Annotated in this window: 25 protein-coding genes and 1 tRNA gene; 25 read left to right on the top strand and 1 reads right to left on the bottom strand. The window is 48.1% G+C overall.

Annotated elements, in window-relative coordinates; genetic code table 11:
* Positions 1-23: 23 nt before the first annotated feature.
* The 10 genes from GKS34_RS18730 (at position 24) to GKS34_RS18685 (ending at position 8,178) form a co-directional block, all read left to right on the top strand.
* Positions 24-1,196, top strand: coding sequence for a P-loop nucleotide/nucleoside kinase family protein (locus GKS34_RS18730; RefSeq protein WP_163386511.1), 1,173 nt, complete (start codon positions 24-26; stop codon positions 1,194-1,196).
* Complete coding sequence (locus tag GKS34_RS18725) at positions 1,193-1,783, top strand: phospholipase D-like domain-containing protein (RefSeq protein ID WP_163386510.1); 591 nt, start codon at positions 1,193-1,195, stop codon at positions 1,781-1,783. Before GKS34_RS18730 ends, GKS34_RS18725 begins: the two co-directional genes overlap by 4 nt.
* The gene (locus GKS34_RS18720) at positions 1,776-2,024 is read left to right on the top strand and encodes a hypothetical protein (RefSeq protein WP_163386509.1); all 249 of its coding nucleotides are present in this window, start codon (positions 1,776-1,778) and stop codon (positions 2,022-2,024) included. Before GKS34_RS18725 ends, GKS34_RS18720 begins: the two co-directional genes overlap by 8 nt.
* On the top strand, positions 2,024-2,659 hold the full coding sequence (locus GKS34_RS18715; protein WP_163386508.1) for a hypothetical protein: 636 nt from the start codon (positions 2,024-2,026) through the stop codon (positions 2,657-2,659). The genes GKS34_RS18720 and GKS34_RS18715 overlap by 1 nt, the downstream gene beginning before the upstream one ends.
* Entirely contained in the window at positions 2,652-4,271 is a 1,620-nt protein-coding gene (locus GKS34_RS18710) for a hypothetical protein (RefSeq protein ID WP_163386507.1), read from the top strand. The genes GKS34_RS18715 and GKS34_RS18710 overlap by 8 nt, the downstream gene beginning before the upstream one ends.
* A gap of 312 nt (positions 4,272-4,583) precedes the next feature.
* Positions 4,584-4,922: a hypothetical protein gene (locus GKS34_RS18705; protein WP_163386506.1), complete on the top strand. Its 339-nt coding sequence runs from the start codon at positions 4,584-4,586 to the stop codon at positions 4,920-4,922.
* 287 nt (positions 4,923-5,209) lie between these two features.
* Positions 5,210-6,280, top strand: a complete 1,071-nt coding sequence (locus GKS34_RS18700) for a hypothetical protein (RefSeq protein ID WP_163386505.1) — start codon at positions 5,210-5,212, stop codon at positions 6,278-6,280.
* Positions 6,267-7,259 (top strand): DUF6712 family protein, encoded by a 993-nt coding sequence (locus GKS34_RS18695; protein ID WP_163386504.1) that lies wholly within the window; start codon positions 6,267-6,269, stop codon positions 7,257-7,259. Before GKS34_RS18700 ends, GKS34_RS18695 begins: the two co-directional genes overlap by 14 nt.
* A 2-nt stretch (positions 7,260-7,261) precedes the next feature.
* Positions 7,262-7,732, top strand: a complete 471-nt coding sequence (locus GKS34_RS18690; protein ID WP_163386503.1) for a phage holin family protein — start codon at positions 7,262-7,264, stop codon at positions 7,730-7,732.
* Complete coding sequence (locus tag GKS34_RS18685) at positions 7,729-8,178, top strand: lysozyme (RefSeq protein WP_163386502.1); 450 nt, start codon at positions 7,729-7,731, stop codon at positions 8,176-8,178. Before GKS34_RS18690 ends, GKS34_RS18685 begins: the two co-directional genes overlap by 4 nt.
* 26 nt (positions 8,179-8,204) lie before the next feature.
* Here the strand turns inward: GKS34_RS18685 and GKS34_RS18680 are convergent, their stop codons facing one another.
* On the bottom strand, positions 8,205-8,495 hold the full coding sequence (locus GKS34_RS18680) for a hypothetical protein (RefSeq protein WP_163386501.1): 291 nt from the start codon (positions 8,493-8,495) through the stop codon (positions 8,205-8,207).
* Between GKS34_RS18680 and GKS34_RS18675 the strand changes: the two genes are divergently transcribed.
* The 15 genes from GKS34_RS18675 (at position 8,494) to GKS34_RS18605 (ending at position 25,399) form a co-directional block, all read left to right on the top strand.
* Positions 8,494-9,003 carry a hypothetical protein gene (locus tag GKS34_RS18675; RefSeq protein ID WP_163386500.1) on the top strand — a complete coding sequence of 170 codons (510 nt, stop codon included), beginning with the start codon at positions 8,494-8,496 and terminating at the stop codon, positions 9,001-9,003. The genes GKS34_RS18680 and GKS34_RS18675 overlap by 2 nt on opposite strands.
* Positions 9,004-9,052: 49 nt before the next feature.
* Positions 9,053-9,904, top strand: coding sequence for a hypothetical protein (locus GKS34_RS18670; RefSeq protein ID WP_163386499.1), 852 nt, complete (start codon positions 9,053-9,055; stop codon positions 9,902-9,904).
* 12 nt (positions 9,905-9,916) lie between these two features.
* Positions 9,917-10,432 carry a hypothetical protein gene (locus tag GKS34_RS18665; protein WP_163386498.1) on the top strand — a complete coding sequence of 172 codons (516 nt, stop codon included), beginning with the start codon at positions 9,917-9,919 and terminating at the stop codon, positions 10,430-10,432.
* Positions 10,433-10,613: 181 nt separating this feature from the next.
* Positions 10,614-11,006 (top strand): hypothetical protein, encoded by a 393-nt coding sequence (locus GKS34_RS18660; protein ID WP_163386497.1) that lies wholly within the window; start codon positions 10,614-10,616, stop codon positions 11,004-11,006.
* A 74-nt stretch (positions 11,007-11,080) separates the two neighbouring features.
* Positions 11,081-11,153 (top strand) — tRNA-Trp (locus GKS34_RS18655).
* 129 nt (positions 11,154-11,282) lie between these two features.
* On the top strand, positions 11,283-11,702 hold the full coding sequence (locus tag GKS34_RS18650; RefSeq protein WP_163386496.1) for a hypothetical protein: 420 nt from the start codon (positions 11,283-11,285) through the stop codon (positions 11,700-11,702).
* The gene (locus GKS34_RS18645; protein WP_163386495.1) at positions 11,692-12,069 is read left to right on the top strand and encodes a hypothetical protein; all 378 of its coding nucleotides are present in this window, start codon (positions 11,692-11,694) and stop codon (positions 12,067-12,069) included. The genes GKS34_RS18650 and GKS34_RS18645 overlap by 11 nt, the downstream gene beginning before the upstream one ends.
* 284 nt (positions 12,070-12,353) lie before the next feature.
* A complete protein-coding gene (locus GKS34_RS18640) occupies positions 12,354-12,626 on the top strand; it encodes a hypothetical protein (RefSeq protein ID WP_163386494.1) in 273 nt (90 codons plus the stop codon).
* Positions 12,627-12,893: 267 nt separating this feature from the next.
* Positions 12,894-13,958, top strand: a complete 1,065-nt coding sequence (locus GKS34_RS18635; protein ID WP_163386493.1) for a type I restriction endonuclease — start codon at positions 12,894-12,896, stop codon at positions 13,956-13,958.
* Positions 13,959-14,459: 501 nt separating this feature from the next.
* Positions 14,460-18,638, top strand: a complete 4,179-nt coding sequence (locus GKS34_RS18630; RefSeq protein WP_163386492.1) for an InlB B-repeat-containing protein — start codon at positions 14,460-14,462, stop codon at positions 18,636-18,638.
* Positions 18,616-20,670: a hypothetical protein gene (locus tag GKS34_RS18625; RefSeq protein ID WP_163386491.1), complete on the top strand. Its 2,055-nt coding sequence runs from the start codon at positions 18,616-18,618 to the stop codon at positions 20,668-20,670. Before GKS34_RS18630 ends, GKS34_RS18625 begins: the two co-directional genes overlap by 23 nt.
* 45 nt (positions 20,671-20,715) lie before the next feature.
* Entirely contained in the window at positions 20,716-21,411 is a 696-nt protein-coding gene (locus GKS34_RS18620; protein WP_163386490.1) for a hypothetical protein, read from the top strand.
* A gap of 101 nt (positions 21,412-21,512) precedes the next feature.
* Positions 21,513-21,881, top strand: coding sequence for a hypothetical protein (locus GKS34_RS18615; protein ID WP_163386489.1), 369 nt, complete (start codon positions 21,513-21,515; stop codon positions 21,879-21,881).
* Positions 21,878-24,289, top strand: a complete 2,412-nt coding sequence (locus GKS34_RS18610; protein ID WP_163386488.1) for a hypothetical protein — start codon at positions 21,878-21,880, stop codon at positions 24,287-24,289. The genes GKS34_RS18615 and GKS34_RS18610 overlap by 4 nt, the downstream gene beginning before the upstream one ends.
* A gap of 78 nt (positions 24,290-24,367) precedes the next feature.
* Entirely contained in the window at positions 24,368-25,399 is a 1,032-nt protein-coding gene (locus GKS34_RS18605) for a hypothetical protein (RefSeq protein WP_163386487.1), read from the top strand.
* Positions 25,400-25,726: the final 327 nt, after the last annotated feature.

Raw genomic sequence — 25,726 nt, 5'->3', positions numbered from 1 at the left:
CTTTTTGCTGGCATATTCGTGATATGAAGACGATCATCATCGTAGCAGGCAATATGGGCAGCGGAAAAAGCACCTTTTGCAAGAGGCTCATTGAGAAGCTGCCTGACTATACCTATATCTGCCTGGACGACTTTCGGAAAAAGCGATTTGAAGATGTGCTCACCGAACAGCACGACCCGCTGCAGTTCGAAAGGGAAGTGGCTGCGGCCACCCAGCGGGAATTTGACAAGCACGATAAGATCCTGTACGAAACCACCGGTGCCACCCGATTTTTCAAAGACATGCATTATCGGCTCCTCGCAGATCGTCACAACGTATTTTTGGTACAAATCCGCTGTGATCCGGTAGTTTGCCTGCAAAGACATCGAGCCAGGGAGCAAAACGGCCACTTTCATGTGGTACCCCAGTACGGCCAGGGACTCACGCCCGAGGAACTCATCAACCGCTATGCCGAGAAAACCCGCTGGATCAGGCCTGACCTGACACTGGATAGTGAAACATTCTCCCCCGATCAACTGCTCAGTCGCTTCATTCGAACTTACTTTCCCCAGGATAAAGTTCAGGATATCCAGTCCCTACTCGATGACTTTCACTATCAGGAAGCCCTGGACTGGTTTAAGCGCAACGTATCCGGAAAGGCCTTTGTCAAGGAAACGCTATCCACCGGAGAAGATGACTTTAATCGGCTTAAGCTAAAGAAAGAGCTCAACGAATACCTTGCCGATCTGAAAAACACCCCCGAAGATCCGGCGCCAGTAAAGCCAACACTACCTGGAGAATCTCAGGCAAAAGAAAGGCCCTATCAGGTAGAGCAGGGGAGCACGGCAGCCAGCTCCCCGACCTACTCCGAGCCAACCCGGGAAGAATGGGCCCCGCTGTACAAAGAGGCTAATTTTCTATTTATCGAACTCGAACATGAAACCGACGAGGATAAGCGAAAAGAGATGGCCTTTCAGATCCTGGACCTGATGGACCAGGTTCAAGAGCTTTGGGATAAGGCCGATTTCGTGAAAAAATATGGGCAGTTGCCAGATTTTGACAAGTCCGGAATAGAAAACCTGAGCGAAGCACAGATGACCAAGCGCATCAATACCCTGCGTACCTATATCAGCAAGGCCAAAAAAGGCAAACTGAAAGCCGAAAAAATTCCCGAATGGGAAGCCGAAAAGAAAGAACTCGAAAATGCATTGCAATGAGCCTTTTTTCAACCAAGGATATCACCATTAGCCACTTGCCAACCGGTCCGGAAGCGACCGCAATGAGATCTGATATCGCCCCCTCCCCAAGATTGATCAGCAATCTGAAAGACCTGGCAGAAGCAGTCGGGAATATTGAAAAAAACCAGGTAATCCCCTTTGCCACCGGAGGCAAGTGGTCCATGCACCAGCTCATGGAATACCTGCTGATCCAGACAGGCCCATGTAAACTATGGTTTACCACCTGGACCATATCCGAGGAATCCATGCGGGCCATGGTGGATATGATACAGAAGGGACTGATCACCGAGCTAAATGCAGTCTTGGACTACCGGATAGAGCGCCGGAAACCAGAAGCATTTCAGCTGGCCGCCAACATCATTACCAATATCCGGCTTACCAAGTGCCATGCGAAAGTACTGGTGATCACCAATGAAGAATGGAGCATTTCCGTAATGGGATCAGCCAATTTTTCCAAAAACCCCAGGCTGGAAGCCGGAGTGATCTTTACTGATCAGCAGACGGCACAATTCAATATAGACTGGATAAGCCGGGAAATTAATCGAAAGGAGGGAGGCAATGACTGAGGAAGAACTAATCGAAGAAGCCAAAGAGCTGGGCAGACTCTTTTTCTCTGATGAGGAAATCATGGAGATTCTGGAAATAACCCAGCTATCTCCCAAGCTGGAAAGAGCCATTCGCGGCAGTCGATTGCTATCTGAAGCAAAGATCCGGAAAAGCATCGTGGACCTTGCCAATAATGGAAGCTCCGTGGCCCAGACCTATGCTGTGAAAATGATCGAATCACTCAAAAGGAAAAATTATTGATGGCAGCCAACACTGAAAACAATAACGTACTGCAAAACCGATGGCCGGAGAAAAAGACCAACCAACTTGGTATTCGGACCGACGTGGAAAAGATCGTTCTTTTCCTGCAGGGCAAGCTACCTAATGCACAACTAAGCCCTGCCCTGGAGGAAAAGCTAAACCGCATGAAAGAATGTTCCAACCTGATCCAGAAGTACGGCGGGGCCAAAAAGGTCATCTCCATGATGGAAGGGCTCTGGGATATTTCCTACTCCACCGCCAGAAGGATCTATAACGAAACTCAGGAAGCCTTTGGTGATGTCACCCACTTCAATAAGCAATACCACGTCGATACCTACATGCAATTGCTAATCACCGGAATCAACCTAGCCAGGGACAGTGGCGATGGAAAAACCTTTACAGGCCTGATGAAAGAGTACAAAAGTGCTATTCTTGAATTTATGGGCACTACCGATGCCGAAATGTACAAGCGGATCCAGATACCGGAGTTTCAGGTCGGATTCTTTCCGGAGGAACTGAATACCAAACTGCCTGCCAACTGGAAAACGAGGCTTAAAAAGCTGGTAGAAGAGAAGCGCAGAAGCGACGAAATCGAGGATGCAATTGTGTTAGAACCCACCACTGAAGATGAATGATATCAATAAGATCCATTACAACATTCCGCAACTGGAAATGTCGCTCATCCGACCACAGCTCGGCACATGCATTTGGGGCCGTGGTACTGGAAAGACAGAAGGGCCGGGATCGGAGTTCATTCTAAGGAACGTTTTAGAAATGCCGGGATCATTGGGCGGTATTGTGTCCATTACGTATGATAAGCTGCTCAATATGATCATCCCTGGACTGAAGGAAGGTTGGCTGAGAATGGGATTTAAAGAAAATGTTCACTACTGGATCCGGAAGGCACCGCCTGAGGAATTGCAAATCCCCAATTGTTACCGGCAACCAGATACCAATACTCACCTTATCAAATGGTTTAATGGATCGGCCCAGCTGCTGATATCGATAGATCGGGTCCATATTTCGAATGGTGCCTCCCTGGCTTACATTTACGCAGATGAGGTGAAGTTCTTCCCCAGAGAAAAGTTTAAAGAAGTATTGCTTACCCTCAGAGGTCAGGCCCATCTGTATGGTGAGCAGGCATGTTGCGAGAGCCTTCTGCTCACTACTGATCAGCCCACACCTGGGATGCCAGGGGACTGGATCTATGGAATAGAGGAGGAAAGTAATACGGAAGTGGCTGGCATTATTCTCGCTGTTCAGAAGGAAATTTTTAACCTGAGTCAGGAAAAAGAGAAAGCAACTAAGAAGCGAATCAAGCAGATTGAAAAGGAAATTGATGGCTACCTGGATGATATCAATACATTAAGAATTGGCCTGAATTATGTAAGTAGAGCATCTACGTCAGACAATATCCATGCCCTGGGCTTGAAGGTTATTGAAAACTTTAAAGACACACTTACCCCATTTGAATTCTCTTTATCGGTACTGAATCGGAAGCCAGATAAACCAGAGAATTCCTTTTACCATTTACTGGATGAGGAGAAGCATGGCTACTATGCGCCCAACAATGAATTCATAGACGGGCTTACCGGGAGGACCGAAAAGGATTGCAGGTTTGATGCCGACCTTGTATGGGAGATGCCCCTTGAGTTGGGCTGTGACTATAACTCTGCTATCAACTGGGTTACCATAGGTCAGGAGAAGGATGCCACCTATGACATAATCAATTCCCTTTTTGTTTTGAAACCGAAGAAGATAAAGGATTTGGTTTCTGATTTTGATAAGTACTACCGGCACAAAAAGAAGGTGAACAATACCATCATTTATAATTTTGACCATACCGCAGTAGGGGAGGACGCCAAGTCCGATATCAGTTTTGCAGACGAATGGATTACTGAACTATCTAAGAAAGGATGGAATGTGATGGAAAATTACATTGGTTATTCACCAAACCACCGATCCAGGTTTTACCTCTGGCAGCAGGTCTTGGCAGGGGACCAAAAGCTTAAACCTTTCAGGGTGAACAGGGGGAACAACATTGATCTTTTGATATCCCTTAAAGCAACAGTCACCCGGAAAGATAAGAAGGGGGACTTTCAGAAAGACAAGTCATCCGAACAAAAGAAAACCATTGCACCCCAGCACGCCACCCATGGGGGGGAGGCCTTGGATTGTTTGGTCTGGTCCAAATACAGGCCGATGATGGAGGGCAACAAATCATTCCTATTGGCAACGTCTATGTAAAACCAATCAGACCACTTTTTTTTAAAAAATTGCAATCCGTAATCACATACGGATTTTTTTTGTGCCGTGCAATTGCAAACAGCGGACAGGGTGGGTCGTCAAAAAAACCTGCGCGGGGGCGGCAGGTTTTTTGGTAAAAACCTGCAAGGAATTGAAATTCAAATTTTTATAAAAATGAAAGTGAATTTCAATCATGTTTTTTAAGCATTTTTAGAATAAGAAATAAAAAAAATCCGGTGCCTAAGATTTCAATATCAAGCCTCCTTTAACCCGTCCCAGCCCCCACACCATCCTTCCACTATCTTGACCCCCGTGGAAGCAAAACCAGCCAAAATAAGACTCAGGGATGCACTCAGGGCCATGGACCGCCTCGATCACAAAGGCAATCCCAGCCCCTTTACCATCACCTTCGTCACCGGCGACCGCAAGCGCGACACCGGCGGGAAGAAGATGACCATAGAGGGTGGCATTCTCACCAAACACGCCAAGGGCCTCCCCATGCACATGCGTAGGGTGGACGGATTCGGAGGTTCCAAATCTCCCAGGCACTATCAGAATGCCACCCGGAACGTATCCGCCCCCGATGGCAGCATCACCACCGTACACATCAGACTCATTACACGCTTTAACGGCCTCAGAATATTATGGTAAGCAACGACGACGGCAGCATCATGTACTTCGAGGAGACCGCCTCACCGGTGCTCTTCTCCTCGCCTTCCATCGGCAGAAACAGGCCCACATGGACACCCCCATCCGAAGAGGAGCTCCGGGACAGCCTCGTTATCGCAGAGTGGGGGCAGGCCAATGACTTCCCCCAGCTCGCCCGGCTTGCCAAGGAAAACAACCCCGACCTGGTCAGCGCCCTGGACTGGAAGGCCCGCGCCCTCTATGGCGGTGGGCTGAATTACACCATCCGGGACCGCTTAACCAAAAAGCCGATGGATCCGGAGAAGTACCCCTCCATGCGAAAGATGGTCTACGAAATCGACCAGTTTCGCTACCGCAATAGGCACTACCTGCTCCGGGCTTCCATCGATTTCTACGACCTCTTTAACGTCTTCCCACAGATCATTCTATCCGAAGACCGGCAGCAGGTCACCCGCATCGCTGCCATGGAGGCAGAAGATTGCCGTTATGCCAAGCGTAAAAACGGCACCATCCCATTCGTCTACATGCATCCCGATTGGAGCGAGTGGAATAGCTCTGAAAATGACGACAAACTCCGGAGGGTAGAGTGCCTGGACATTCTCAATACTTACCCCGAAGAACTCAAAGAGGCGAGGGGGGAAACGCTCAAATACATTTTCCCGCTCAGCTATCCCACAGGCAAAAACTACTACCAGCTCATCCACTGGTGGTCATTGCAGACCAGCGGCTGGCTGGATTTCGGGGCCATGATCCCGGAAACCAAAGCGGGAATTCTCAAAAACCTGGCCCTGATCCGCTACCACATCGAGATGCCTGATTACTGGATGCCGGAGCGGTACCCCAACTTTAATTCCATGAAAGCGGCCGAAAAGAAAAAGGCCATCGAAAAGGAATTCAAGGTCATCAACGATGTCCTCATGGGTGCAAAAAATGCCGGCAAGTCCGTATTCACCATGTTCAAGACCTCCATGGCTAAAGAATACGGCGGGTGGAAAATCACCGCAGTTGATGACAAGATGAAAGACGGTGCCCTGCTGGCAGATTCTTCCGAAGTGGTGATCAAGATCATGTCGGCCACCGGCATCGATCCATCCCTTTCCGGACTCATCCCCGGCAAGGGCGGATCCAACCGCTCCGGATCTGACAAGCGCGAAGCACTAAATATCTATATGAGCCTGGTCACACCACACGAAGACATCATCCTGGATCCCTTTCAATACAGCAGCTGGCACAACGGATGGAACAATGAAGACTGGGAAACGCACTGGTGGCTGGGAAGGCCCTACCTGCAGACCCTGAACCAGGTCACCCCATCCAAGCGAGACACCACCCCAAACCCTGACACCGATGCTGATCAATAATATCAACGAACTCAAACAATACCTGCCGGTATCCCTGCAGCTGGATTTTTCCGATATCCATCCAAAAGTCATCATGGTAGAGCGGGATATCATCAAAAAAAAATTCAGCAAGGAAATCTATGCTCACCTGTTCAATGAGGGACAAACCGGGAATTCCCCAGAAGCAGACCTCCTGCAGCTGCTATCCGAAGCGACCGCCCACCTGGCCCTGCTCGAATACATCAGCTTCGGACAGGTTAATCTCGATAGCTCCGGTATCCATATCCATTCCACGGACAATTCCAAAACGGCTTTCGAATGGCAGGTAGCCGAACTCAAAGACAGCCTTTCCAAACAAGGCTGGTCGGCCATCGAATCGGCCCTGGAGCTGATGGAGACACTGCCGACAGGCGACCTGAAGACGCTCTGGGAAGCGACCAACACCTACCAGGCCGCCCAGTCTTCCCTGATCAGTACCCTGAGGCAGTTTCAGCGCTTTGTGCATCTGGGTGATAGCCGGGTATTATTTCATAAGCTGCTCCCCATGCTGCATTACCAGCAGGAGGAGGTGATCAGCGAAGCAGTAGGACCGGATTTCTGGCAGAAGATCCTCAGATATTACTCCGAAGAAGACTCCGCCCAAAAGGCCCGGCTAAACACAGCCCACATCAAAGCTTCCCGTGCCCTGGCATTTGCCACAGTAGGAGAGGGATTCATGGATACCATGCTTATCCTTTCGGACAATGGTCCCCTGATCCTGGACGGACTCCAAAGCCGCATCACCACTTCCAAGGCCACCGCCCCGCAGGAACTGGTACAGCAGATTGCGGCCTCCTACGCCAAAAAAGCAGGGGGAGCCCTTACCGAGCTTCTGGAATATTGCCAGGAGCAGGCCGCCCACTTCCCGGAGTATACCCTCAGCGACAACTATATTTCAGACGAAAACCAGGAGACACACATTGCCCGAAACGACCCCGATGCAGGGCTTGTATTCTTATGATTATGCCAAATTTCAATTACATATCTGCACAGCTCACCCATGTTTACGAAGAAATACTGCACCCGAAGCTATATGCCGTCGTTACCGCTCTAGGCCTTTTTATTTGCCAGTATGTTTTCAGCCAGTGGGCATTTGCCATTGCTTTTTTCATCATCTTCATTATGGATACCTTCAGTGGCTCCTACATCTCATGGCGGCAAAAAGAGTTTTCCGGAAAAATATTCCGTGACAAGCTGATGGATAAATGCGTCGCCTATTTCACCATCATCATATCATTCAGCGTCGCCACCAAAATGCTGCTGCAGGAATCAGACATCAACCTGATCAAGTACCTCAACCTTCCTTTCTATACCCTTTTCATCACAGTAGAGCTCCGGTCCATTTTTGTAAAATGGTACCGGTTCACCAGATGGGAATGGCTGGAAAAACTACTCGATCTTATTGATCAAGTCACCAATAGAAATAAACCATGAGAACCACATCCACAGGAATCAACCTAATAAAACACTCTGAAGGCCTTCGCCTCGAAGCCTATATCTGTCCGGCCGGTATCCCCACCATCGGATACGGCAGCACCAGCTATCCGGACGGCAAGCCGGTAAAGATGGGTGATTCCATCACCGAATCCCAGGCCTCCCAGCTGCTGCAGGATACCGTCGCATCTTTCGAAAAAGGCGTTCGCAGACTTGTTACCCGCGACCTGACCCCAAACCAGTTTTCGGCGCTGGTTTCATTCGCCTTTAACCTGGGCCTGGGAGCCCTGGAGCGGTCGACGCTGCTCCGAAAGGTAAATACCAACCCCTCTGATCCATTCATACGGGAGGAGTTCCACCGATGGGTACATGCAGGAGGCAAGGTTCTCCCTGGATTGGTTACCAGACGGAAAGCCGAAGCTGACTTATATTTCACTGAATCTTAACCAAATACAGACTTAAAATGGAAAACTTACCAGAAATCGGCAGCCTCGCTGCCCTCATTCTCTCCGGTACTCAGATGCTGCTCTATTTCTTCCCGAAGATAAACGGGCAGATCGCCACCCTGATCGTCACCATCCTGTTTGCAGGCATTGCCCTGGCACTGCCCACAGGTATTGGCATCCTCGAAGTGATCCTGGCATTGCTCGGACAGGTCTTCGTCTACGACTTCGTAGTCAAGCCCACTTTCAAAAAAAGCTAAACCACTAACCAGCCCCTTTCCGGCCAGCACCCGGATCGGGGCATTCACCCCAATCCCCATGAAAACCCAATCAATCCCCCTCAATTTCCTTCAATCTATCTCAATCTTACTCCTACTCCTAAGCTCCTGCAAAGCCCCCCAGGTCAGCACCAGCATCATCACTAAAGATTCTGTCATCGTCCGGGAGATTCCCCGGATCATCGAGATCCCAGGGCAGACCATACAGTCGCCGACCATCAATATCGACAGCCTGGTCCATCTGATCCAGAGCGGCGTCAAGTCTGAAACCATCACCAATACCCTTACCTATACCGATCCCGACACACAAATGCAGGTAGGCTTGCTCATTGATCAACTGGGCAATATCTCTGCCATCTGCGAGCAACAGGAGCAAACCATCCGCCTGCTAGAAAAAGAAATCGAACGCCTCCGAACCATCGAAACCACCACCGAAATCAAAACCCAACCCACTTTCTGGGAGCAGATAAAAAATTACATCCTTATAGCCATAGTCATCTTAGGTATCATTGCCCTTATCTCCTTCCTCAGAGGCTTGGGAGTCTTCTAACCAGATCCTTCAATTAAACAGTTAACCAGTTAACCGATTAAACCAAAAGATGCACCAGGTCCACATCAATAAAACCACCTACCCACTCCCTTCCCGATGGGACGAGCTCACCGCCGATCAGGTCATCAAGACAGCTTGGCTTTCCTCTCAGCGGCTGGACCGGATCAAGCTGGCCAAGCTGCTTTTCATAGTCCTCACCCGCTCCCTTCCCTGGCACAAGCGGCTCCGGATCCAGTGGTTTTACTTCTTCCAGGCCAATACCCTCGAACGGGGCGATTTGGTATTCCTCACCCGCTCTTTTGCCGAATTCACCCAATTTACCGCCCAAAAGCTGGAAAAAATATGGGGGAAAAGTGTCCTAAAACCTACCTTCTACGGTCCGACCTCCGCCATGGCCAATTGTACCCTATGGGAGTACGTCAAAGCGGAGCAATATTTCACTCGCTACCTGAAGGACCGGGATGAGGAATGGCTCAATAAACTCATCGCTGTCCTCTACCGGCCGCGCCGCAGGGATTACGATCCCCAGGTACACGAAGACCCACGGGTGCCGCTCCTCGATACCACCATTCCTTTTCGTGCCAGGCAGATCGCCCGGCTTCCCCTGCCGGTACGGATAGCCATACTCATGTGGTTCGATGGCTGCCGCATCCAGATCATCCGGATGTTTCCGTTTATATTCAAAAAAGACGAAACCAAAAACACCGACCTCATGCAGAAGCTCGGCGCAAAAGAAAAGTCCGGCAACTGGCTCGATCTGATGACCGGCCTGTCGGCCAACATGACCCAGTTTACCGAGATTGCCAATACCAATCTTACCATCGCCCTGACAGACATCACCTTCCGCATCCGCCAGCAAAAAGAAGCCGCCAAAAAATCCACAACCAATAAACGCCGCTAAAATCAGATCCTCATGATTACGTATACCGAATACGAAGCCTACTTCCTCGACCTGGCCACCCGGTACCACCGGATCGCACACAGCGAGGAGAACAATCACTTCGCCATCATGGACATCGACGATATCCTGTCAGCGATGAACAGCAGTCTGAATTTCGATACCCCATCCATGATCCTGGAAAACCCCGAAGGAAGGCTCTCTTTCAAAAACAACGGCATGCGGGACGAAAACTTCGGAGCCTTTCTCATCCTGCAGCAGTGCCTCACCCGTGGAGACGTGCAGCAGCGGCGGGCCGCAATGGACCTTACCAAATCCGTAGGAATGGGTGTCGCTGGCAGGATGCACCTGGACAAGACCAATCGGTTCAAAGGCACCAAAACCGCCCCGCGCTTCATCGAGTTCTTCGACCTTTCCCAGGTCAAGTACTTCAAAGTCGGCCCCATATTCTCCAACTGCTACGGCTGGCGTTTCGAATTCAACATCGGCCAGGACGCCACCCTATATTATGAACCTGCCGACTGGGATTAATCAATAGCGAAAAGCACCAAAATATGGCTAATGATTTTCAAATATGGCTACGAGATCAAGGTTACACCAGAGAGCATGGCACTTGGGGAGCCTGGATGAAGGATGGAGAATTTGTAAGCGGAAAATTACTGCATAAGAAGTTGGAAGAATGGAAGCAGTTAATCAATTAACCAGTTAAACCATGCAATCAAGAATCCTCCAAATCCTCACCCGCTGGACCGAACGCACCGAGATGGTACTTGAGCGGGAGCGGAAGCGGCTGAAAGTTGGCAGGAGCGGAGAGCTGGACCGCAGCTTCAAGACCAGAGTACTCACCGTCGCTCAGGATCTGTTCGAGTCGCAGATCGATTTCCTGTTGCGTGGGCGATTTGTCGACATGGGAGCCGGAAGGGGACGCAAGATCGAGAGCCAGGCAGGCAACCGTGCCCTTCTGGAAGAAAAGAGCGGCCGCAAGCCAAAAAAATGGTACAGCCGCGCCTATTACGGCCGGCTCAACGACCTGCAGGGAGTCCTCGGCTACCAACTCATGGAATCCGCCATCCAGTCCATTAAAGGCCCGCTCGAAAGTGAATAGCGAAAAACACTTGTATTTTAAAGTGATATTCACTATGATTACATCATTCGGTGCCTGAGCGGAGTCGAAGGCACGCATGGATAGCTCAGCAGGCAGAGCAGCGGTCTCCAAAACCGCGTGCCGGAGGTTCGAATCCTTCTCCATGTGCAAAGCTAGCTTATATCCAGAAGAGGGCCTTGTGCCCTGAAAGAAGGGGCTGCCGCCCCGTAACACGTGTAGACCACCCCTCCGGAATTTTCCGGAGGGGTTTTTAGGAGCAGATCATCACATTATCAAATGTCCAAAACCCAAAAATTCCCCGTTCCCCCCGTTCAGCCAAACCCAAACGACGGCAAGTTCCTGGACAGCTACGGTAATCCCGTCCGGCACGGCACTCCCATTGTGATCGAAAGCAACTACAACTACCAGCACTTTAACAACCGCACTGCCGTGGTAGAATGGGTACAGGAAAACGGCATGTACAAATTCCGCTTCACGGACGGAGAAGACAGCGGCAGCCAACACGATTTTTACGGAATCCACAAATTTCGGGTAAAGTTTCCTCCCGAAAAGCGAAATATAGACGAAATCCTCACCAACCAAATGGAACACTTCAGGGTACAGATGGAAGCCAATATTGAATTCATCGAGAAAATCCAAGAAGAGCTATTCACCGCCGCATTTGAAGCACTAAAACAAAATACCAATGGAGAATGAAGTGAAAAAATTGCTTAAAGAATTTTCAGAATTAAGAGACAGGTCAAAACCTATATCTAGTCCAAATACAGAATCACTAATAAGGCATGAGGTAAGGTTTTCGTGCTTTGGAATGATTTGTGCAAATTTAGAAAATATCCTTGCTTCGAATTCAAAAAAAAGTCTTGCTACTGGTACGGAAGATCCGGTGAGTGACTTGATTTTGTATAAGGTTACGGGGGTATATGGAAGTTTCAAAAGTGTGAAATATATCCGTGAACGAAGCAAAAAGGAAGCTGTGAGTACATTTCTAAATATTGAGCGGGATGAAGCGGTCCATGGTGAAATTAAATGTGAGGAAGTTATTAAGGTAAATGAAATCGTCTGATCAAAAGTAACGAACCTAACATGGCAAAGCACGAAAACATGTTCACGGAACCAGAATTTGACTTTTCATCCTTGATAGTTTATATCATAGGTATAATCCTTATCGGCTGGATAATCACCTCGATGTTATGAGCTGGTCTAAAATCACCAACAACTGCCCTAAACCCTGGCAATGGTGGATGCACAAAATATTTTGTGAATGGGGATGGATCGGACGCCACCAGGACAATTACAAAACCTACTATCACCACCTCAACATGTGCTGCAAATACGGCTTCAATCTATATGGAGAACCTTTCAAAGAATAAAGAGAAACCAAACCCTTCACCTGCCACGAAGATCCGTTCAATTTCCGAAATACTGAAAGAAGCCGATGCTACAGACGAATTGACGGTATTAAGTGACTCCTGGAAAGAAATTGTGGCCAATATAGAGCACTATCCACTGGTTGAAATCCGGTTTGCAAAAGAGCACCTGGTGGGATTAGCAAAAAAAATGGCAAAAGAACACGCTGAAATGATGATGCCCTTTTTCAATTCTCTTTTTAATAACCCCTAATATTTATCTTTTTTTAGGCTATTCAGCTTGATATCAAAGTGAATGGAAATTTAAAAAATGACAAACTAAAATCATATTTTTATATCTAAGAGTAACTTATTAAGAATAAAATTGTTTTTTATATAAATATTTTATTACTGACAATTCCAGCTACATCGAACGAACAGTCTGACTTTATCTTTTATTTGATATTTTGTATTAAATTTTTAAATTCAAGGCATCAATTGTTTTAAAATCAATTTTTCTTTCATTTTATTCTTTACACTCATGGATATTCAACCCCAAATTAAGGCCCTGGCAGAAAAGGTCGCTTCACTTAAAGATCAGATTGGCACCGAAGAGGCAACAAAAAATGCATTTGTACTCCCATTTATCAACTTGCTAGGATATGATATTTTTAATCCTTTTGAAGTGGTGCCCGAGTTTACGGCTGATTTGGGCCTTAAAAAGGGAGAAAAAGTAGATTATGCCATCTTTCAGGATGGTATCCCTATTCTAATTATCGAATGCAAGCACTGGAGAGAAAAGCTTGACGTTCATGGATCTCAACTTTTCAGGTATTTCCATGTTACCAAAACCAGGTTTTCGCTTTTAACCAATGGCGTTCAATACAGATTTTTTTCTGATCTGGAGGAATCAAATAAAATGGATGAAAAGGCATTTTTCGAATTCGATATCTTAAACCTGAAAGAGAGCCAGATTGCAGAAATTGCCAAGTTCCATAAATCAAATTTTGACGTTGATAAAATAGTTGATAATGCCTCGCTGTTAAAGTATCTGAAAGGGATCCGGAATTCCATAGATCAGGAGCTTTCTGCCCCCAGTCCGGAATTTGTCAAGCATTTTGCCTCACAAAATTACAATGGAAGGATCACCGCCCAGGTTTTGGAGCAGTTTACCGATCTGGTAAAAAAAGCATTTTCTCAAATGATTTCTGAGAAGGTAAATGACCGGCTTCACAGTGCTTTAAACAAAGAAAATGAAAAATCCACCATTGATCCTTTAGACGAGGAGGAAGAATCAAAAGTAGTCACCACGGAAGAGGAGTTGGAAGGCTTTAGAATCGTTCAGGCCATCCTACGGCGAAAATTAGAAAAAGGCCGCATCATAGCACGAGATACCCAGTCTTATTTTGGTATTTTACTGGACGACAACAACCGAAAACCCCTCTGCAGGCTTAGATTCAATAGCAGCAACAAATACATTGGTGTTTTTGATAAAGACAAAAAAGAAACCAAGCATCTCATTGATACCCTGGAAGACATTTACAATTTCGAAAGCCATTTATTGGAAACGGCAGCTTTTTATGAAGAAGAAAATACCGGAAATTAACATCACATAAATACTTTTGGAATATAAAATATTACCTTTGAAACAAAAAAAATCCCCTCTGGTCACAACAGAGAGGATGCCTGTACCTTAAGCCCTCTCTCTGCTCAAGTTACTCAACCAATGGAATTTTAGAGAGTCATTAATTTCCTGCAAGGTTACTTTCTAAATGCAGCTGGGCCGATACACTTGACCTAGCTGCATTTTTTCATACAGCCAGTCAAAAATATCCATCACAAGCTTGATAAAAGAAAGTAACATTAATGCTTCCTCTATCATTACCCAAAATTAGGTTTAATAAAAATAAGGTTTTGAACAAGTTATGCACTAAAAAAGAGCATAACTCTATGTACCCCCTTTTCAACTTCTTTCAATCTCATTTCACTCAAAAAACCTAATTGCCACCAAAGGCGGTCCCCCCCATCACATCATATTATCCCCGATCCCTGAGCGGAGTCGAAGGGAGTCCCACCCACCACCAACGCCCTTGCCTAATTTCCCATCATGGCAACATGGTATGTAGCAAATAACGGGGATAATGGCAATGCAGGCACCCAGATTGCCCCCTTTCAGACTTTCACCCACGCACTATCCGTCGCCTCCCCGGGCGACTCTATCCTGCTCAAGCGGGGTGATACCTTTGTCGTCGTCAATATCGATGGCAAGGACGGAACGGCTCTGGATAAATTCCTTATCGGTGCGTATGGTTCAGGTCCAAGGCCTAAGATCACTGGATTTAAAACGCCTGGTGCCTGGGTGAATGAAGGTGGTAATATATGGAGCTATACAGATGCGGGGTTTGTGAAGGTGAATATGCTGCGGGAGGATGGAGTGACCAGGGCAAAGGGAAGGTGGCCACAGACGGGATATTATGATATTCAGAATAGGGTATCAAATACCCAGATTTCCGATAGCACCAATCTGGCATCAGCCCCAAACTTCGTTGGCGGGGAGCTGGTAGCTAAAAAAACCAAATGGATCAAGGATGTACAGGAGATTACCGCTCAGACCAGCAGCACCCTGACTACTGCGGCAGGTAGCTCTTATAGCTATGCGATCAATTACGGGTACTTTGTACAAAATCACATCAATTGCCTGACCTATGCCGGGGCCTGGTGCTACGATGACAGCACAAAAACGGTATACCTGTACAGTACGACCGATCCGGCTAGTAAAAACATTCAGATTAGCTACGATCAGTACACGCTGTACATGAATGCCAGTGATTTTTATGTATTTGAAGATATCACTTTTGAAGGCAGTTATGAGGCGGCGGCCATGGTTCGATTCTCTACTTCGGTTACCTTTAAAAATTGCAAGATACAGCACCATGGAGATGAAGGATTGCGCACTTATGTTTCCAATGCGGTAGTTTCGGAAGGGTCTACCTGGGAGGATATTAATAATAACGGTCTGAACATCCGGGATGATTCGAACCAAGCTATCATCCGTAAATCCAAAATCAAAAACATAGCGATGATTCCCGGTGCCTCCGGATCCGGAGACGGACAGGGAATGGGTATCATCATGGGAAATAACTGCGATGAGCATTTATACGAGGACAACATCTTTGATGATAACGGATATATCGGATTGTACTTCAGGGGAAGTGATACATCTGTGCTTAGGAACCTTGCCCGAAACTGCTGCCAGGTAAAGGGGGACGGAGCAGGACTGTACAGCTTTGGCAACTTTGCTAGCCCATATACCAATATACTGGTAGAGCGTAACATCTGCATCGGGAATGTAGGATCTGTGGAAGGAACGCCTTCTACAATCGGAGATTGTGCCGGTATTTACCTGGATGATAACTGTCAGAATATTACTGTAAGGGAGAACCTTTGCAAAGCGAATAGCTATGGCATCTATCTGCATAATAACCAAAACTGCGGGATTACCGATAACTATATCCTGAACAACCTGGTAGTAGGCTTGCGCTTCTCAGATGATAACGTGCAGGGAGTGGGTACTACCTTGCGTATGCGGAATATTACTGCTACCGGCAACCAAATCAAATCTGGTGTGGGAGCGCTAGCCATCGAGGCCCGGACCATCGGTGACTTTAGTGGAGATGATCCTTTCCTATACGGGAACATAAATAACCAAAACATTGACGCAGCAGAGGCTACCCCCTTTAGGATACATCTTACCAACAACTACGATAATTTTTACGATCTGGCAGGCTGGAGGTCCAATGCGCTATTTGATTTAAATAGTACCACGAACGCTATAGATGATACTGAAGTCATCTACCTTGTCAATGAAACGGAGGCAACGGCCAACTTCCCGCTCACTAAAGTTTACAAGGATTGGGACAATATAGAGAATGACACGGGCACTATCAGCCTCGACCCAAATGAGTCCGTACTTCTCTTCGAAGTCGAGGACCTGTATTTCTACACGGCAGATGTATTACCTGCGGGATATGGTACAGCAGAGGCTTCTCCCTCTCCGGTGCGGGAAGACGAGGAGGTCACCTTCACTGCCACGCCTGCATCAGGCAAGCAGTTTGTGCGCTGGACGGAGGATGGCTTTGAATTTGCCACCCAAAACCCCCTGACCTTTACCCCGCTACTGATTACCAACCGATCGGCAGACCTGGTGGCGGAGTTTGAAGACATTCCACCGCCTACCTTCACGCTTACCGTACAGGAATCTCCCGGAGCCGGAGGCAGCACGGTAGAAGTCTCTTCCGGCCCCTATGAGGAAAATGACAGCGTACAGGTCCAGGCCAGCCCGGCATCCGGCTATATCTTTTCCCATTGGGAGATCGGCGGCTCATCTGTCAGCACAGATGCGGATTATACTTTTGCCATGCCTGCAGCTGATACCACCATCACAGCGGTATTTGTCGCTGTTTTCACGGTAGCCATCAGCCAGAATATTCCCGCAGGTGGAAGTATCTCCGAAGTAACCACCGGCCCATACGAACAGGGCGACACGGTGCAGGTACAGGCCACGCCTGCCACGGGCTATCGCTTTCTCCGATGGGAGGAAGGAGGACTGCAGGTCAGTGAAAGCGAACTCTACATGTTTGCCATGCCTGAGGAAGACCGTAACCTGGTAGCGGTATTCGAACTCATTACTTACGCCCTCACCCTCACGGCTACGCCCGGCGGATCAGGCACGCTCACTGGTGCGGGCAACCAGGTGCCAGGTGCACAGGTGGCGGTATCTGCATCCCCCAATGAAGGCTATAGCTTCGCCTACTGGATGGAGGATGGCGAGGTGATCTCCACAGATCCGGACTTCACCTACACAATGCCGGAGGCGAATAGCACGCTCACCGCATTCTTTGAGTCCACGGCTCCTTCTGGTGGATTAACCCAATACCAACTCACCATCTCCACCACTCCGGAGTCGGGCGGCACGGTCACGGGTGCCAATTTCTACACGGAAGGGGATACGGTACAGGTCACGGCCACCCCATCGGATTCATTCCCCGGCAATCGCTTTCTGTACTGGAAAAAGGACGACCAGATCGTCAGCTACGACGAGGTCTATTCCTTCACCATGCCGGCAGCAAATACGCTGCTGGTGGCTCATTTTGAATTATCGGAAACATCCACCGCACAAGCCATGGACATGACCAGAGACTATATCCGCATTTCCCTCACTCCGGACATTCCCGATGAGGGTATCATCGAGATGGAGGGAACACTCGAGTTTGAACAGACTTACGGCACTGGCACCTTTACGCCCATAGCCGAATACTTGAATCCCTACCTGCACGAGCTCAGCCGGGTGGATTTTCATGTAGACCGTGCGCTATTGGGCAAGATGGTATTTCACCGCCCCAATCTGGCTTTGGGCCTGGATACCGAATCCTTGGATGGTATCGTCCACCGCTACCGGCTCCGCCATGCGCTGCTGGTAGATGGGGTGCAAGAGGGAGGCGAATCGCTCACTTCCAGCCGTCACGCCTGGCTGGCAGGCAGGCCATACACCTTTCCGGATGTCAATCCCTGGGAGGGTAAAGCCTACCTCTGGCTCACTACCCGCCCTATGGTGCGGCCTGTCTATCCGGTGGAGAAAAGCATCTTCTACGTGCTCCCACTCGAAACGGGTGAGTATACCCTCGAACAGACCATTCATTATAAAAATACCGTAAAGGAGACAGTGTCCAGGCCCCTTGGCACGCAGGAACGCTACCGCCCTTTTGTTTTTCGCTTTTTCCTGCCGGAAGACTGGGAGGATATCCTGCAGATCGAGCTGCGCCTGGCCGGGCGTATCCTGTCCGAGGAGGTCCTTACCCTGCGGCCTCAGGCCAATCCCCGATATCCGCAACAGGTATTCTACGGCAATAGCCTGGGCGGATTCGATAGTTTCTGCTTTGCTGGCAAAAAGGAGCAGTTCTCCGAAGCCAGTGCCGAAATCTTCGAATCTAACCTGCAGCCGGACCACGACCGGCAGGAGGGCACTTTGTCCGCTTACAACCAACTGGCTTTCGATAGCTTGATCCTGCGAACGGGTTATATCTCCCTGCCGGAAAAGACCGCGCTCAAAGACATGATCCTGCGCAATCATACCTACATGGTCAGCGGCAGCAGCCTGCAGCGCATTGTATTGCAACCAACAGAATCCTTTGACCAGAAGGATGGCGAATACCTGCACGCCCAGGAGTACCGCGCCCGACTGGCACATAACAACAGCAGCTACTATGGCAGAGATCCGCGTCAATGACCTTTCCATACCGGTCCCTTCCCTGATCCAGCGCATCCGGACGGGTATATTCACGCCTGACCTGCTGGGGGATTACAGTTTTCCCTTTACGGTGCGCAATACGGAACAGATCTCCCTGGCCCTGGGCCTGCCGGCAGATCCGCAGTCCGCCACGGACTTTAGCCAGCCCATCCCGGCCGGGCTGTACCTGAGAGCCAACCGCCTCTATTCCGGCCACCTGGACGTGCTGGAAGCAGATCAGGACGATATCAAATTGGTCTTCGTGCTGTCCAGCGGGTTCTTTATTCAGGACAATGCCAAACTCTCCCTCCAATCCTGCTACGATCCGGAAGATACCATCCTCCTGGATCCTCCCTATGATGAAATAGGTGGCTACCGCATCCGCTGTGCCCACGGTGATGCCCGCCTGACGGTAAATGGAAATGAACTCCTCCTAGAAAAGGACGACTATGCAGACCAGGTGGAGCAGCTGGATGCCATCGCAGACTGGCTCGAAGGACTGGGTCTGGGCCTGATCGTAACGGTACTGGTATCGGATGAGGGCCACAGCTCGGCCAGCTATATTGACTATTGGGATACCAGCACCGTCACCACGGCTGAGATGGTGCAGATGCCAAACGAAGGGGTAAACCGCTCTTACATCGCGACCCCCAAGACGGCCAAGCGGCTCCTGATGGGCGACTACAATACGCCGGACGAAGCCAACCGCATCGCCTTTCCCATGATCTACAATCCCAATCTGTACGAAGGCGCCAACCCGATCTTTGACGGGATTGTCAATCGCTACGACGATCAGGGCCGATTGGACACCTATAATCCCAGCTACTACAGCTTTTCGGATGCCTTGCAATGGCAAAATACCCTTATTCCTTTTCTGTATCTGACGGATGTGGTCAAAGCCATCTTCGCCCACCTGAATATCCGCGTATCGGGCGAATTCTTCGATGATCCGCTGATCAAAAAGCTGCTGGTGTATAACAATCGACCCATCGACTTCCTGGACGTGCGCCAGGGAGCGGTTTCCCAGCGCCGTACTCCCGGCAATGTGGATGCCGGAGACGATAATCCGGAACAGACCAGTCTGATCTATCAGAATGTCTTTGACTTCAATATCCGCCTTTCCCGCCACGTGCCGGATATGCCGGTGCTGGATTTCCTGAAAGCCATCAAAAATACCTTCTTCCTAAAGTACGATTTTAACATGCTGCAGAATGCCGTTGAGATCCGCTTTGTCCGCTCCATTATCCGCAGCCGGGAGGCACTGGATCTGACAACCAAGGTGGAGAAGCTCTTCCTGATCCGAAATGGCAAGGAATCCGGATTGCAATTTTCCTATCCTACCAAAGATGCCCTGCTCTCCCGCGCTCAGGAGCCGGTGCCTGATCCGGATCACACGGTAGATACCTACACCGAGCTAAGCGCCCTGGATGCGGAGATAGATGAATTTGCCTATGTTCGCTCCCTGTCCGCTACCTTCCGACTGGAAAAGGAGCGGGAAGACCCTGCTACCTGGCAGCTATATGCCTTTGACGTACAGGACGACCCCGACCGTCCGGAATCGGTAGACTGGCCCATCGGTGCCACGCCCATAGCGGATGCCTATTACGAAGGCTGGAAGCTCCCCAGCCTGGAGCTGACGGCCTACAGTCCCGATGCCAACCTGTTCAATACCGATACCGGCATTCGCCTCACGGCCTTTTATGGGCAGCAGGATGACGGTCAGGGGAGGAGCTATGCCTTTGCTTCTGCCAATGCCTACGATGCCACCGGTACCCTGGCAGAGACACAGTCCAACCTATTTGTGCACAGCGAAGACATGAAGCACTACTGGACCGACCTAAACAACCTCATCATCCGGTCCAAAAAATACCGGACTAACGTACTCCTCACCGAGTCCGATCGGTACACCCTAAACCGTACCCGCATCATCCGCATCGCTAATGTGCTCTACCTCACCGACCAGATAGAGTTATTAATCACCGACCAGGAACGCACCCTCGCCAAACTCGACTTGTACAAGCTAAAAACCTAACCCAATCACCACATCATCATATCATCATATTATCACATCATCACCATGAACTACCCTCGCTTAAACTCCCAACTTCGCCGCATCCTCCGGACTGTAAAGGACAGATCCCAATTCACCGAGGCATTGATGCTCCTCAAGCGATCCGAAACAGAGGCCAAGGAAGCCGAGGCTGTACAGACCGAAAAGCAGATCGATGTCAGAACCCGGGAGGTAGAGAATAAAGTTCGAAGCCTGCGGATCTGGATGTCACCATACCTCTCTTACGAGGCCTCCGGCACCAGCAAGCAGTCCATACTGAACAGCCAGGCAGGAGAGCCGCTGATCCTTCCGGATGAAATGGTGATTCAGACTTTGTTCTCCGGGGAATCCTTATTGGAGATGGCCCATGGAGCAAACGAGAATGTGACACTTTTTATCAGCCTGGGAGCCGTGGAAGTATCAATCGCCGTACCCGGTACAGCGGCAGGAGCAACCGGACAATACAAGCTCAGCTTCCAGATGCACTTCAGCCATGGAGAGGATGCCACCCGTAAGTTTTACTTCACCGGCTACTTCGAAGACAAGGATGCCAACGGAGCCGTCATACCCATTCCCATCCCTGCCGGCATCCAGGAGATCGACACCACCAGCTTCAAGGTATTCGACATCAAGTACGAAGGCGCCAGCCCCACCACCACCTGCAAAATAGTCTATCTCCAGCTCCACCGCTACTACGCCCCCCCACCATCCACCGGCACCTGATCCCCGGCTATTCCGTTGGTATCGGTCCCTGAGCGGAGCCGAAGGGAGCGAAGTCGAAGGGTGTCCCAAGATGCTCGTAATGGCACATCTATTTTGCACCCATGGATAACATAAGACCTGGCATTGCGCCTATAGATCTCATTCAAAACGAGCATTACGAAGAAGAGTGGGAGTTGACCGACGATTTCACAGGTGAGCCCTACGACATCTCCACCGCCTCTGAGATCGTGCTGGAAGTAAAGGAAAATCTGCGGCTGCATACCATTTTCCGGCTAACTCTGGGAAACGGTATCACCATCACTTCGTCCAATAAGGTGAAAATTTTTATTCATCAAAGCCTCACCCGAAAACTCAGCAGCAAGCGATACCAGTTTGACGTGTTATTCAACCTTTCCGGAGGCACCACCCCGTCCTACCTGGTAAGGGGCCAAATCAATGTTACCAACACCATTTCCAGAATACCATCATGAGCGAAATCACAGTAATCCGGATCAGCAGAATGATCGGCGGGTCAGCCGATAAAATACAGGATTTCGTAGCCAAGCAAATCAACGACCTCCCCGAATCCTCCCAGGTAAATAAGCTGATCGGAAAGGACTCCTCAGGCTCCAATATCCAGGTGCCCTATTCCGCCTTATATTCCCTGATCAAAAGTTCGCTTGACACCATCTACCGCAACATCGCCGACTCCTACACCAAGACAGAAGTAGATGGCCTGGTCGCCGCCGGTATAAAAGAGATCCAACCTGCTAGCGCAGATGACGCAATCGCCGGTATCAAATTCCCCACTGAAAGCGGTACCTACACCAACTACGGCGGTACGGTAGTAGATTTGACGGAAGGACTTACGATGATTTTTAGTGATGGGACAGGGGCTTTTACCAAAACAGTGGTACCTATAGATTTGCAAGGATACGCCACTGAAAAATCAATCGAGATTCTTGGAGTACATAACAAGAACATCGAACCTCAAAAGAACATTGTAAAACGCACTGATATTATCCGAGGGGTATATACAACAGCAGGAAATATTTCCACGTCTTCTGAAAATTGGATTTGCACAAAAAAAATTGATTGTGAGGAAAACACCCAATATACCGCCAACCCAATTGATGCAAATGGAACTAACCGTCAAATTTGTTTTTTTGATGAGGCAGGGGCTTTCTTGTCTTACATTGCAACCACAACCTCTCCATTTACCTTTACCACTCCCACTGGGGCAAAGAAAATCGGTGCTAATATTCAAAACAAAACAGGTATCGGACTGGACCCTTTAGATCCCTCAGGAAAAGGGGATACCTTTCAAATCGAACAAGGATCTACAGCTACTGAGTATTCCGACCCTGAAAACTTAAATGTACTTGCCTCCAGAGTAAAAGGAATTCCTCCTGAAGCACTTGCCAAAATAAATGAGGAGGCCAGCCGATTAGATGGAAAGATCGATTCAGAAGTACCACGAATTGATTTTCTGATGTCAGGATTTGACTCTATTATGAAATTCGATGGCACGGCAGAAGGATCCATTTCTGAAATTATTCTAAATAATCAAGGTGATTATATCGAGTTTTTTGTGCGTCTTGGAGCTGATTTTAGCGGATACCTGGACGGGCTTGGCTTAGCAGGTAAAGGCGGGATCCCTGCCAATGTTTTTGGATTTTACAATTCTGCCACCATTTGGCTTAGGCAAAGCGGCGGTGGTGATTACCTCCAATTTACCGGCCTTTCGGGCCTATTTGATTTTAATAAAATCAAGCTTGAAGTTGGCATTGGGGAATGGAATTTATATATAAACGATGTTTTGGTGGGTACTGAGACTAAGACATCAAGTCTTGAAATAAATAATATTGGGAATGGGTACGATCAAACCAATAAAGCCATTGTTGATATCAAATACATTAAAATTAACCATTCCGGAGGACTTGAGGAATACAACACCAATGCAGATTTTCAATCATCAGAAAATATTATCACATCCTACGTTAGTAAAAACCAGATAGAAACAGAGTACTCCGAGGTCTTTCTAACATACAATCCCACCGGATTTTCCGGAAATGAATTAATCCGGGTTTTTGTCAAAAGGAAGGGAAAGAACTCATACACCGGTTATGATATCAGACATTATATTGATACAGATCCCCAGGTTTATCTGGATTATTGGCGAATAGGAGAAGCCAACGAATATGAGTATGATGGTGATGTCATGACTTTGGTCCAAAATAATGCTCTGGAAGCAGGTGAAAGCGAGTTTACGTTTTTAGTATCAGGAAAAGCCGATCACACCGGAGGATTTCATGGTGATGAAATGGTTACCTCTATCGAGTTTTACATTGACGGAGTTCAGAAAACTTTCTCAAATTCATTTGAACTTCTTCCTTGTACTTCGTTCAGCTATGTGGTCAAAAGTACCCTTCACGAAACCATGGATGTAGGTACGCCTAATACACCCATAGCAGGTCATCCTGTCATAGCCAATCATGTCAAGCATACCTTATTCAGAGATAGCCGATACATTGTTAAGAATCTGTTGGAGTTTACGGAGTCATTTTCCATTATACGCTTATATACTGGTATTTCCTGTGTTGGGAAAATTCAGGCACTCAAAGGTTTTAATGACTACTACGAATCCGCAAATTTTTCAGGTAGTTCATCTCACTTCCTAAACCAGGTAAATCGAAGGGAGTTTTACGCTCAGAACGAATCCAACAACCTATCCGCATTTGTAACCAGTAAGCTGCTCCTTCCTGAGGAAGATGATTCATTATGCACGATGTTTGTCTGGGATAGAACCAATGACTCGAAATATTACCGGCACACCCCGCAGCGAACAGTACAAATAGGAGATATCTGGAAAACAGAAATGGAGGTAATATTTAGTTAAAAAAGTTCACCGAGAAAGCCCATAGCATCCACAAAAAGCACCTGTCTGATTTTTTCCCTATCTTGTCCAAAAAAAACCATGGAACTGGATAAAGGGTTAGCGGATTCTGAATGGAATCTAAGATTAAGAATAAACATCTTTTTTTGGTTAGCCATTTTATTTGCTTTGGCTGCTTTGGGTTCCGCTTTATTCCCTGGAAGAATATACGATTGGTTTCTAGATAATCCCCGAGATCATGCGAATAATTTGTCCGTAATAATGGCGTCACTCTCCGGAGTGTTCCTTGTATACGTTGCTTTTCTCGGACAGCGTTGGCAAATCCTTTTCCAACAGCAGGAGCTACGGGAAAACATGAAGGAAATGCAGAAATTAACAGCACAAAATGAAATACAAGGTAATGCGCTAAATGAGCAGATCAAAAAAATGGACCGCGACTTCGTCCACCAAAACTTCTTCCGCATCCTGGAGCAGCATTTTAAGACTAGGGATCGCGTAGAGTTTTACGATGAAATTAATTCCCCCTTTGATTCAAAAAGTATTAAAATCAGAGAAAAAAGTGAAAATGCCTTTAAAGAATTATTCTGGAAAATAAATGTATGGGTAGATAGCAAATTCGGTTGGCTTGAAGAACAAAACGAAAAAAGCGAAAATTATTTTTTAGTAGAAAATGGGTTTGCCTGGCAACCCAGAAGACCAAAATTAGGCTTGTTCGGGGACCCTACAGGTTTAAGATTCAACCTTGATCCGGAACAGGAATTAACAAAGCCGGAAATCACATTTATTATCCGTGCAGTAATGACTCAATTCCAATTTGATACTTATCTTAGATCATGTTATTATCTTTTTGACTATATGATGAAAAATAAATTTTCTCAATATTTGGTAGCTGTGGATGCTGGAATGGGTACGTATGAGCGCTCTTTTTTATTTTACCAAGTAGCTACACGATTTGAAGTAGATGGGAGGATTGATCTAAAACACTGGTTGATGGATCACCGGTTTTTAGCCAATATTGAAACCAAACACTTACTCTCACCCGAACATATAGAATTACTTTACCCCATTGGTAGTGGCCCTGAGTTTGAAAAAATATCAAATCCGCACCCTTAAACTCTCATTGCCCCCATTTTTTTTCTTTCAATCTTTTTCAATCCAGTGCATTCGGCCCCTGAGCGAAGTTGAAGGGTGCCGAAGGTCATCATCAGATCATCAGATCACCACATTATCATACCATCGATCCCTGAGCGGAGTCGAAGGGAGCGCAGCCGATGGCTGTCCCACACCCATCCCCCTAATCGCGCCATTTTCGCCTAACACCACCGCGAAAACATGGCCCGTAAAGAAGACGAATCCCGCGTACGCCTCCAGGTAGACGGCAAGCAAGCCATCAACGAACTCGGCAAACTCGAAATGGAAGCCAAGGAACTTGGCATCGAC

The organism is Cyclobacterium jeungdonense (assembly GCF_010994275.1).
In the GTDB taxonomy this organism is placed as follows: domain Bacteria; phylum Bacteroidota; class Bacteroidia; order Cytophagales; family Cyclobacteriaceae; genus Cyclobacterium; species Cyclobacterium jeungdonense.
This window is presented reverse-complemented; position numbering and strand designations above follow the sequence as displayed.

Coding starts and splice junctions, on each gene's coding strand:
- GKS34_RS18730 (WP_163386511.1), top strand. CDS start 24: ATGAAGACGATCATCATCGTAGCAGGCAATATGGGCAGCGGAAAAAGC.
- GKS34_RS18725 (WP_163386510.1), top strand. CDS start 1,193: ATGAGCCTTTTTTCAACCAAGGATATCACCATTAGCCACTTGCCAACC.
- GKS34_RS18720 (WP_163386509.1), top strand. CDS start 1,776: ATGACTGAGGAAGAACTAATCGAAGAAGCCAAAGAGCTGGGCAGACTC.
- GKS34_RS18715 (WP_163386508.1), top strand. CDS start 2,024: ATGGCAGCCAACACTGAAAACAATAACGTACTGCAAAACCGATGGCCG.
- GKS34_RS18710 (WP_163386507.1), top strand. CDS start 2,652: ATGAATGATATCAATAAGATCCATTACAACATTCCGCAACTGGAAATG.
- GKS34_RS18700 (WP_163386505.1), top strand. CDS start 5,210: ATGGATCCGGAGAAGTACCCCTCCATGCGAAAGATGGTCTACGAAATC.
- GKS34_RS18695 (WP_163386504.1), top strand. CDS start 6,267: ATGCTGATCAATAATATCAACGAACTCAAACAATACCTGCCGGTATCC.
- GKS34_RS18690 (WP_163386503.1), top strand. CDS start 7,262: ATGCCAAATTTCAATTACATATCTGCACAGCTCACCCATGTTTACGAA.
- GKS34_RS18685 (WP_163386502.1), top strand. CDS start 7,729: ATGAGAACCACATCCACAGGAATCAACCTAATAAAACACTCTGAAGGC.
- GKS34_RS18675 (WP_163386500.1), top strand. CDS start 8,494: ATGAAAACCCAATCAATCCCCCTCAATTTCCTTCAATCTATCTCAATC.
- GKS34_RS18680 (WP_163386501.1), bottom strand. CDS start 8,495: ATGGGGATTGGGGTGAATGCCCCGATCCGGGTGCTGGCCGGAAAGGGG.
- GKS34_RS18670 (WP_163386499.1), top strand. CDS start 9,053: ATGCACCAGGTCCACATCAATAAAACCACCTACCCACTCCCTTCCCGA.
- GKS34_RS18665 (WP_163386498.1), top strand. CDS start 9,917: ATGATTACGTATACCGAATACGAAGCCTACTTCCTCGACCTGGCCACC.
- GKS34_RS18660 (WP_163386497.1), top strand. CDS start 10,614: ATGCAATCAAGAATCCTCCAAATCCTCACCCGCTGGACCGAACGCACC.
- GKS34_RS18650 (WP_163386496.1), top strand. CDS start 11,283: ATGTCCAAAACCCAAAAATTCCCCGTTCCCCCCGTTCAGCCAAACCCA.
- GKS34_RS18645 (WP_163386495.1), top strand. CDS start 11,692: ATGGAGAATGAAGTGAAAAAATTGCTTAAAGAATTTTCAGAATTAAGA.
- GKS34_RS18640 (WP_163386494.1), top strand. CDS start 12,354: ATGGAGAACCTTTCAAAGAATAAAGAGAAACCAAACCCTTCACCTGCC.
- GKS34_RS18635 (WP_163386493.1), top strand. CDS start 12,894: ATGGATATTCAACCCCAAATTAAGGCCCTGGCAGAAAAGGTCGCTTCA.
- GKS34_RS18630 (WP_163386492.1), top strand. CDS start 14,460: ATGGCAACATGGTATGTAGCAAATAACGGGGATAATGGCAATGCAGGC.
- GKS34_RS18625 (WP_163386491.1), top strand. CDS start 18,616: ATGGCAGAGATCCGCGTCAATGACCTTTCCATACCGGTCCCTTCCCTG.
- GKS34_RS18620 (WP_163386490.1), top strand. CDS start 20,716: ATGAACTACCCTCGCTTAAACTCCCAACTTCGCCGCATCCTCCGGACT.
- GKS34_RS18615 (WP_163386489.1), top strand. CDS start 21,513: ATGGATAACATAAGACCTGGCATTGCGCCTATAGATCTCATTCAAAAC.
- GKS34_RS18610 (WP_163386488.1), top strand. CDS start 21,878: ATGAGCGAAATCACAGTAATCCGGATCAGCAGAATGATCGGCGGGTCA.
- GKS34_RS18605 (WP_163386487.1), top strand. CDS start 24,368: ATGGAACTGGATAAAGGGTTAGCGGATTCTGAATGGAATCTAAGATTA.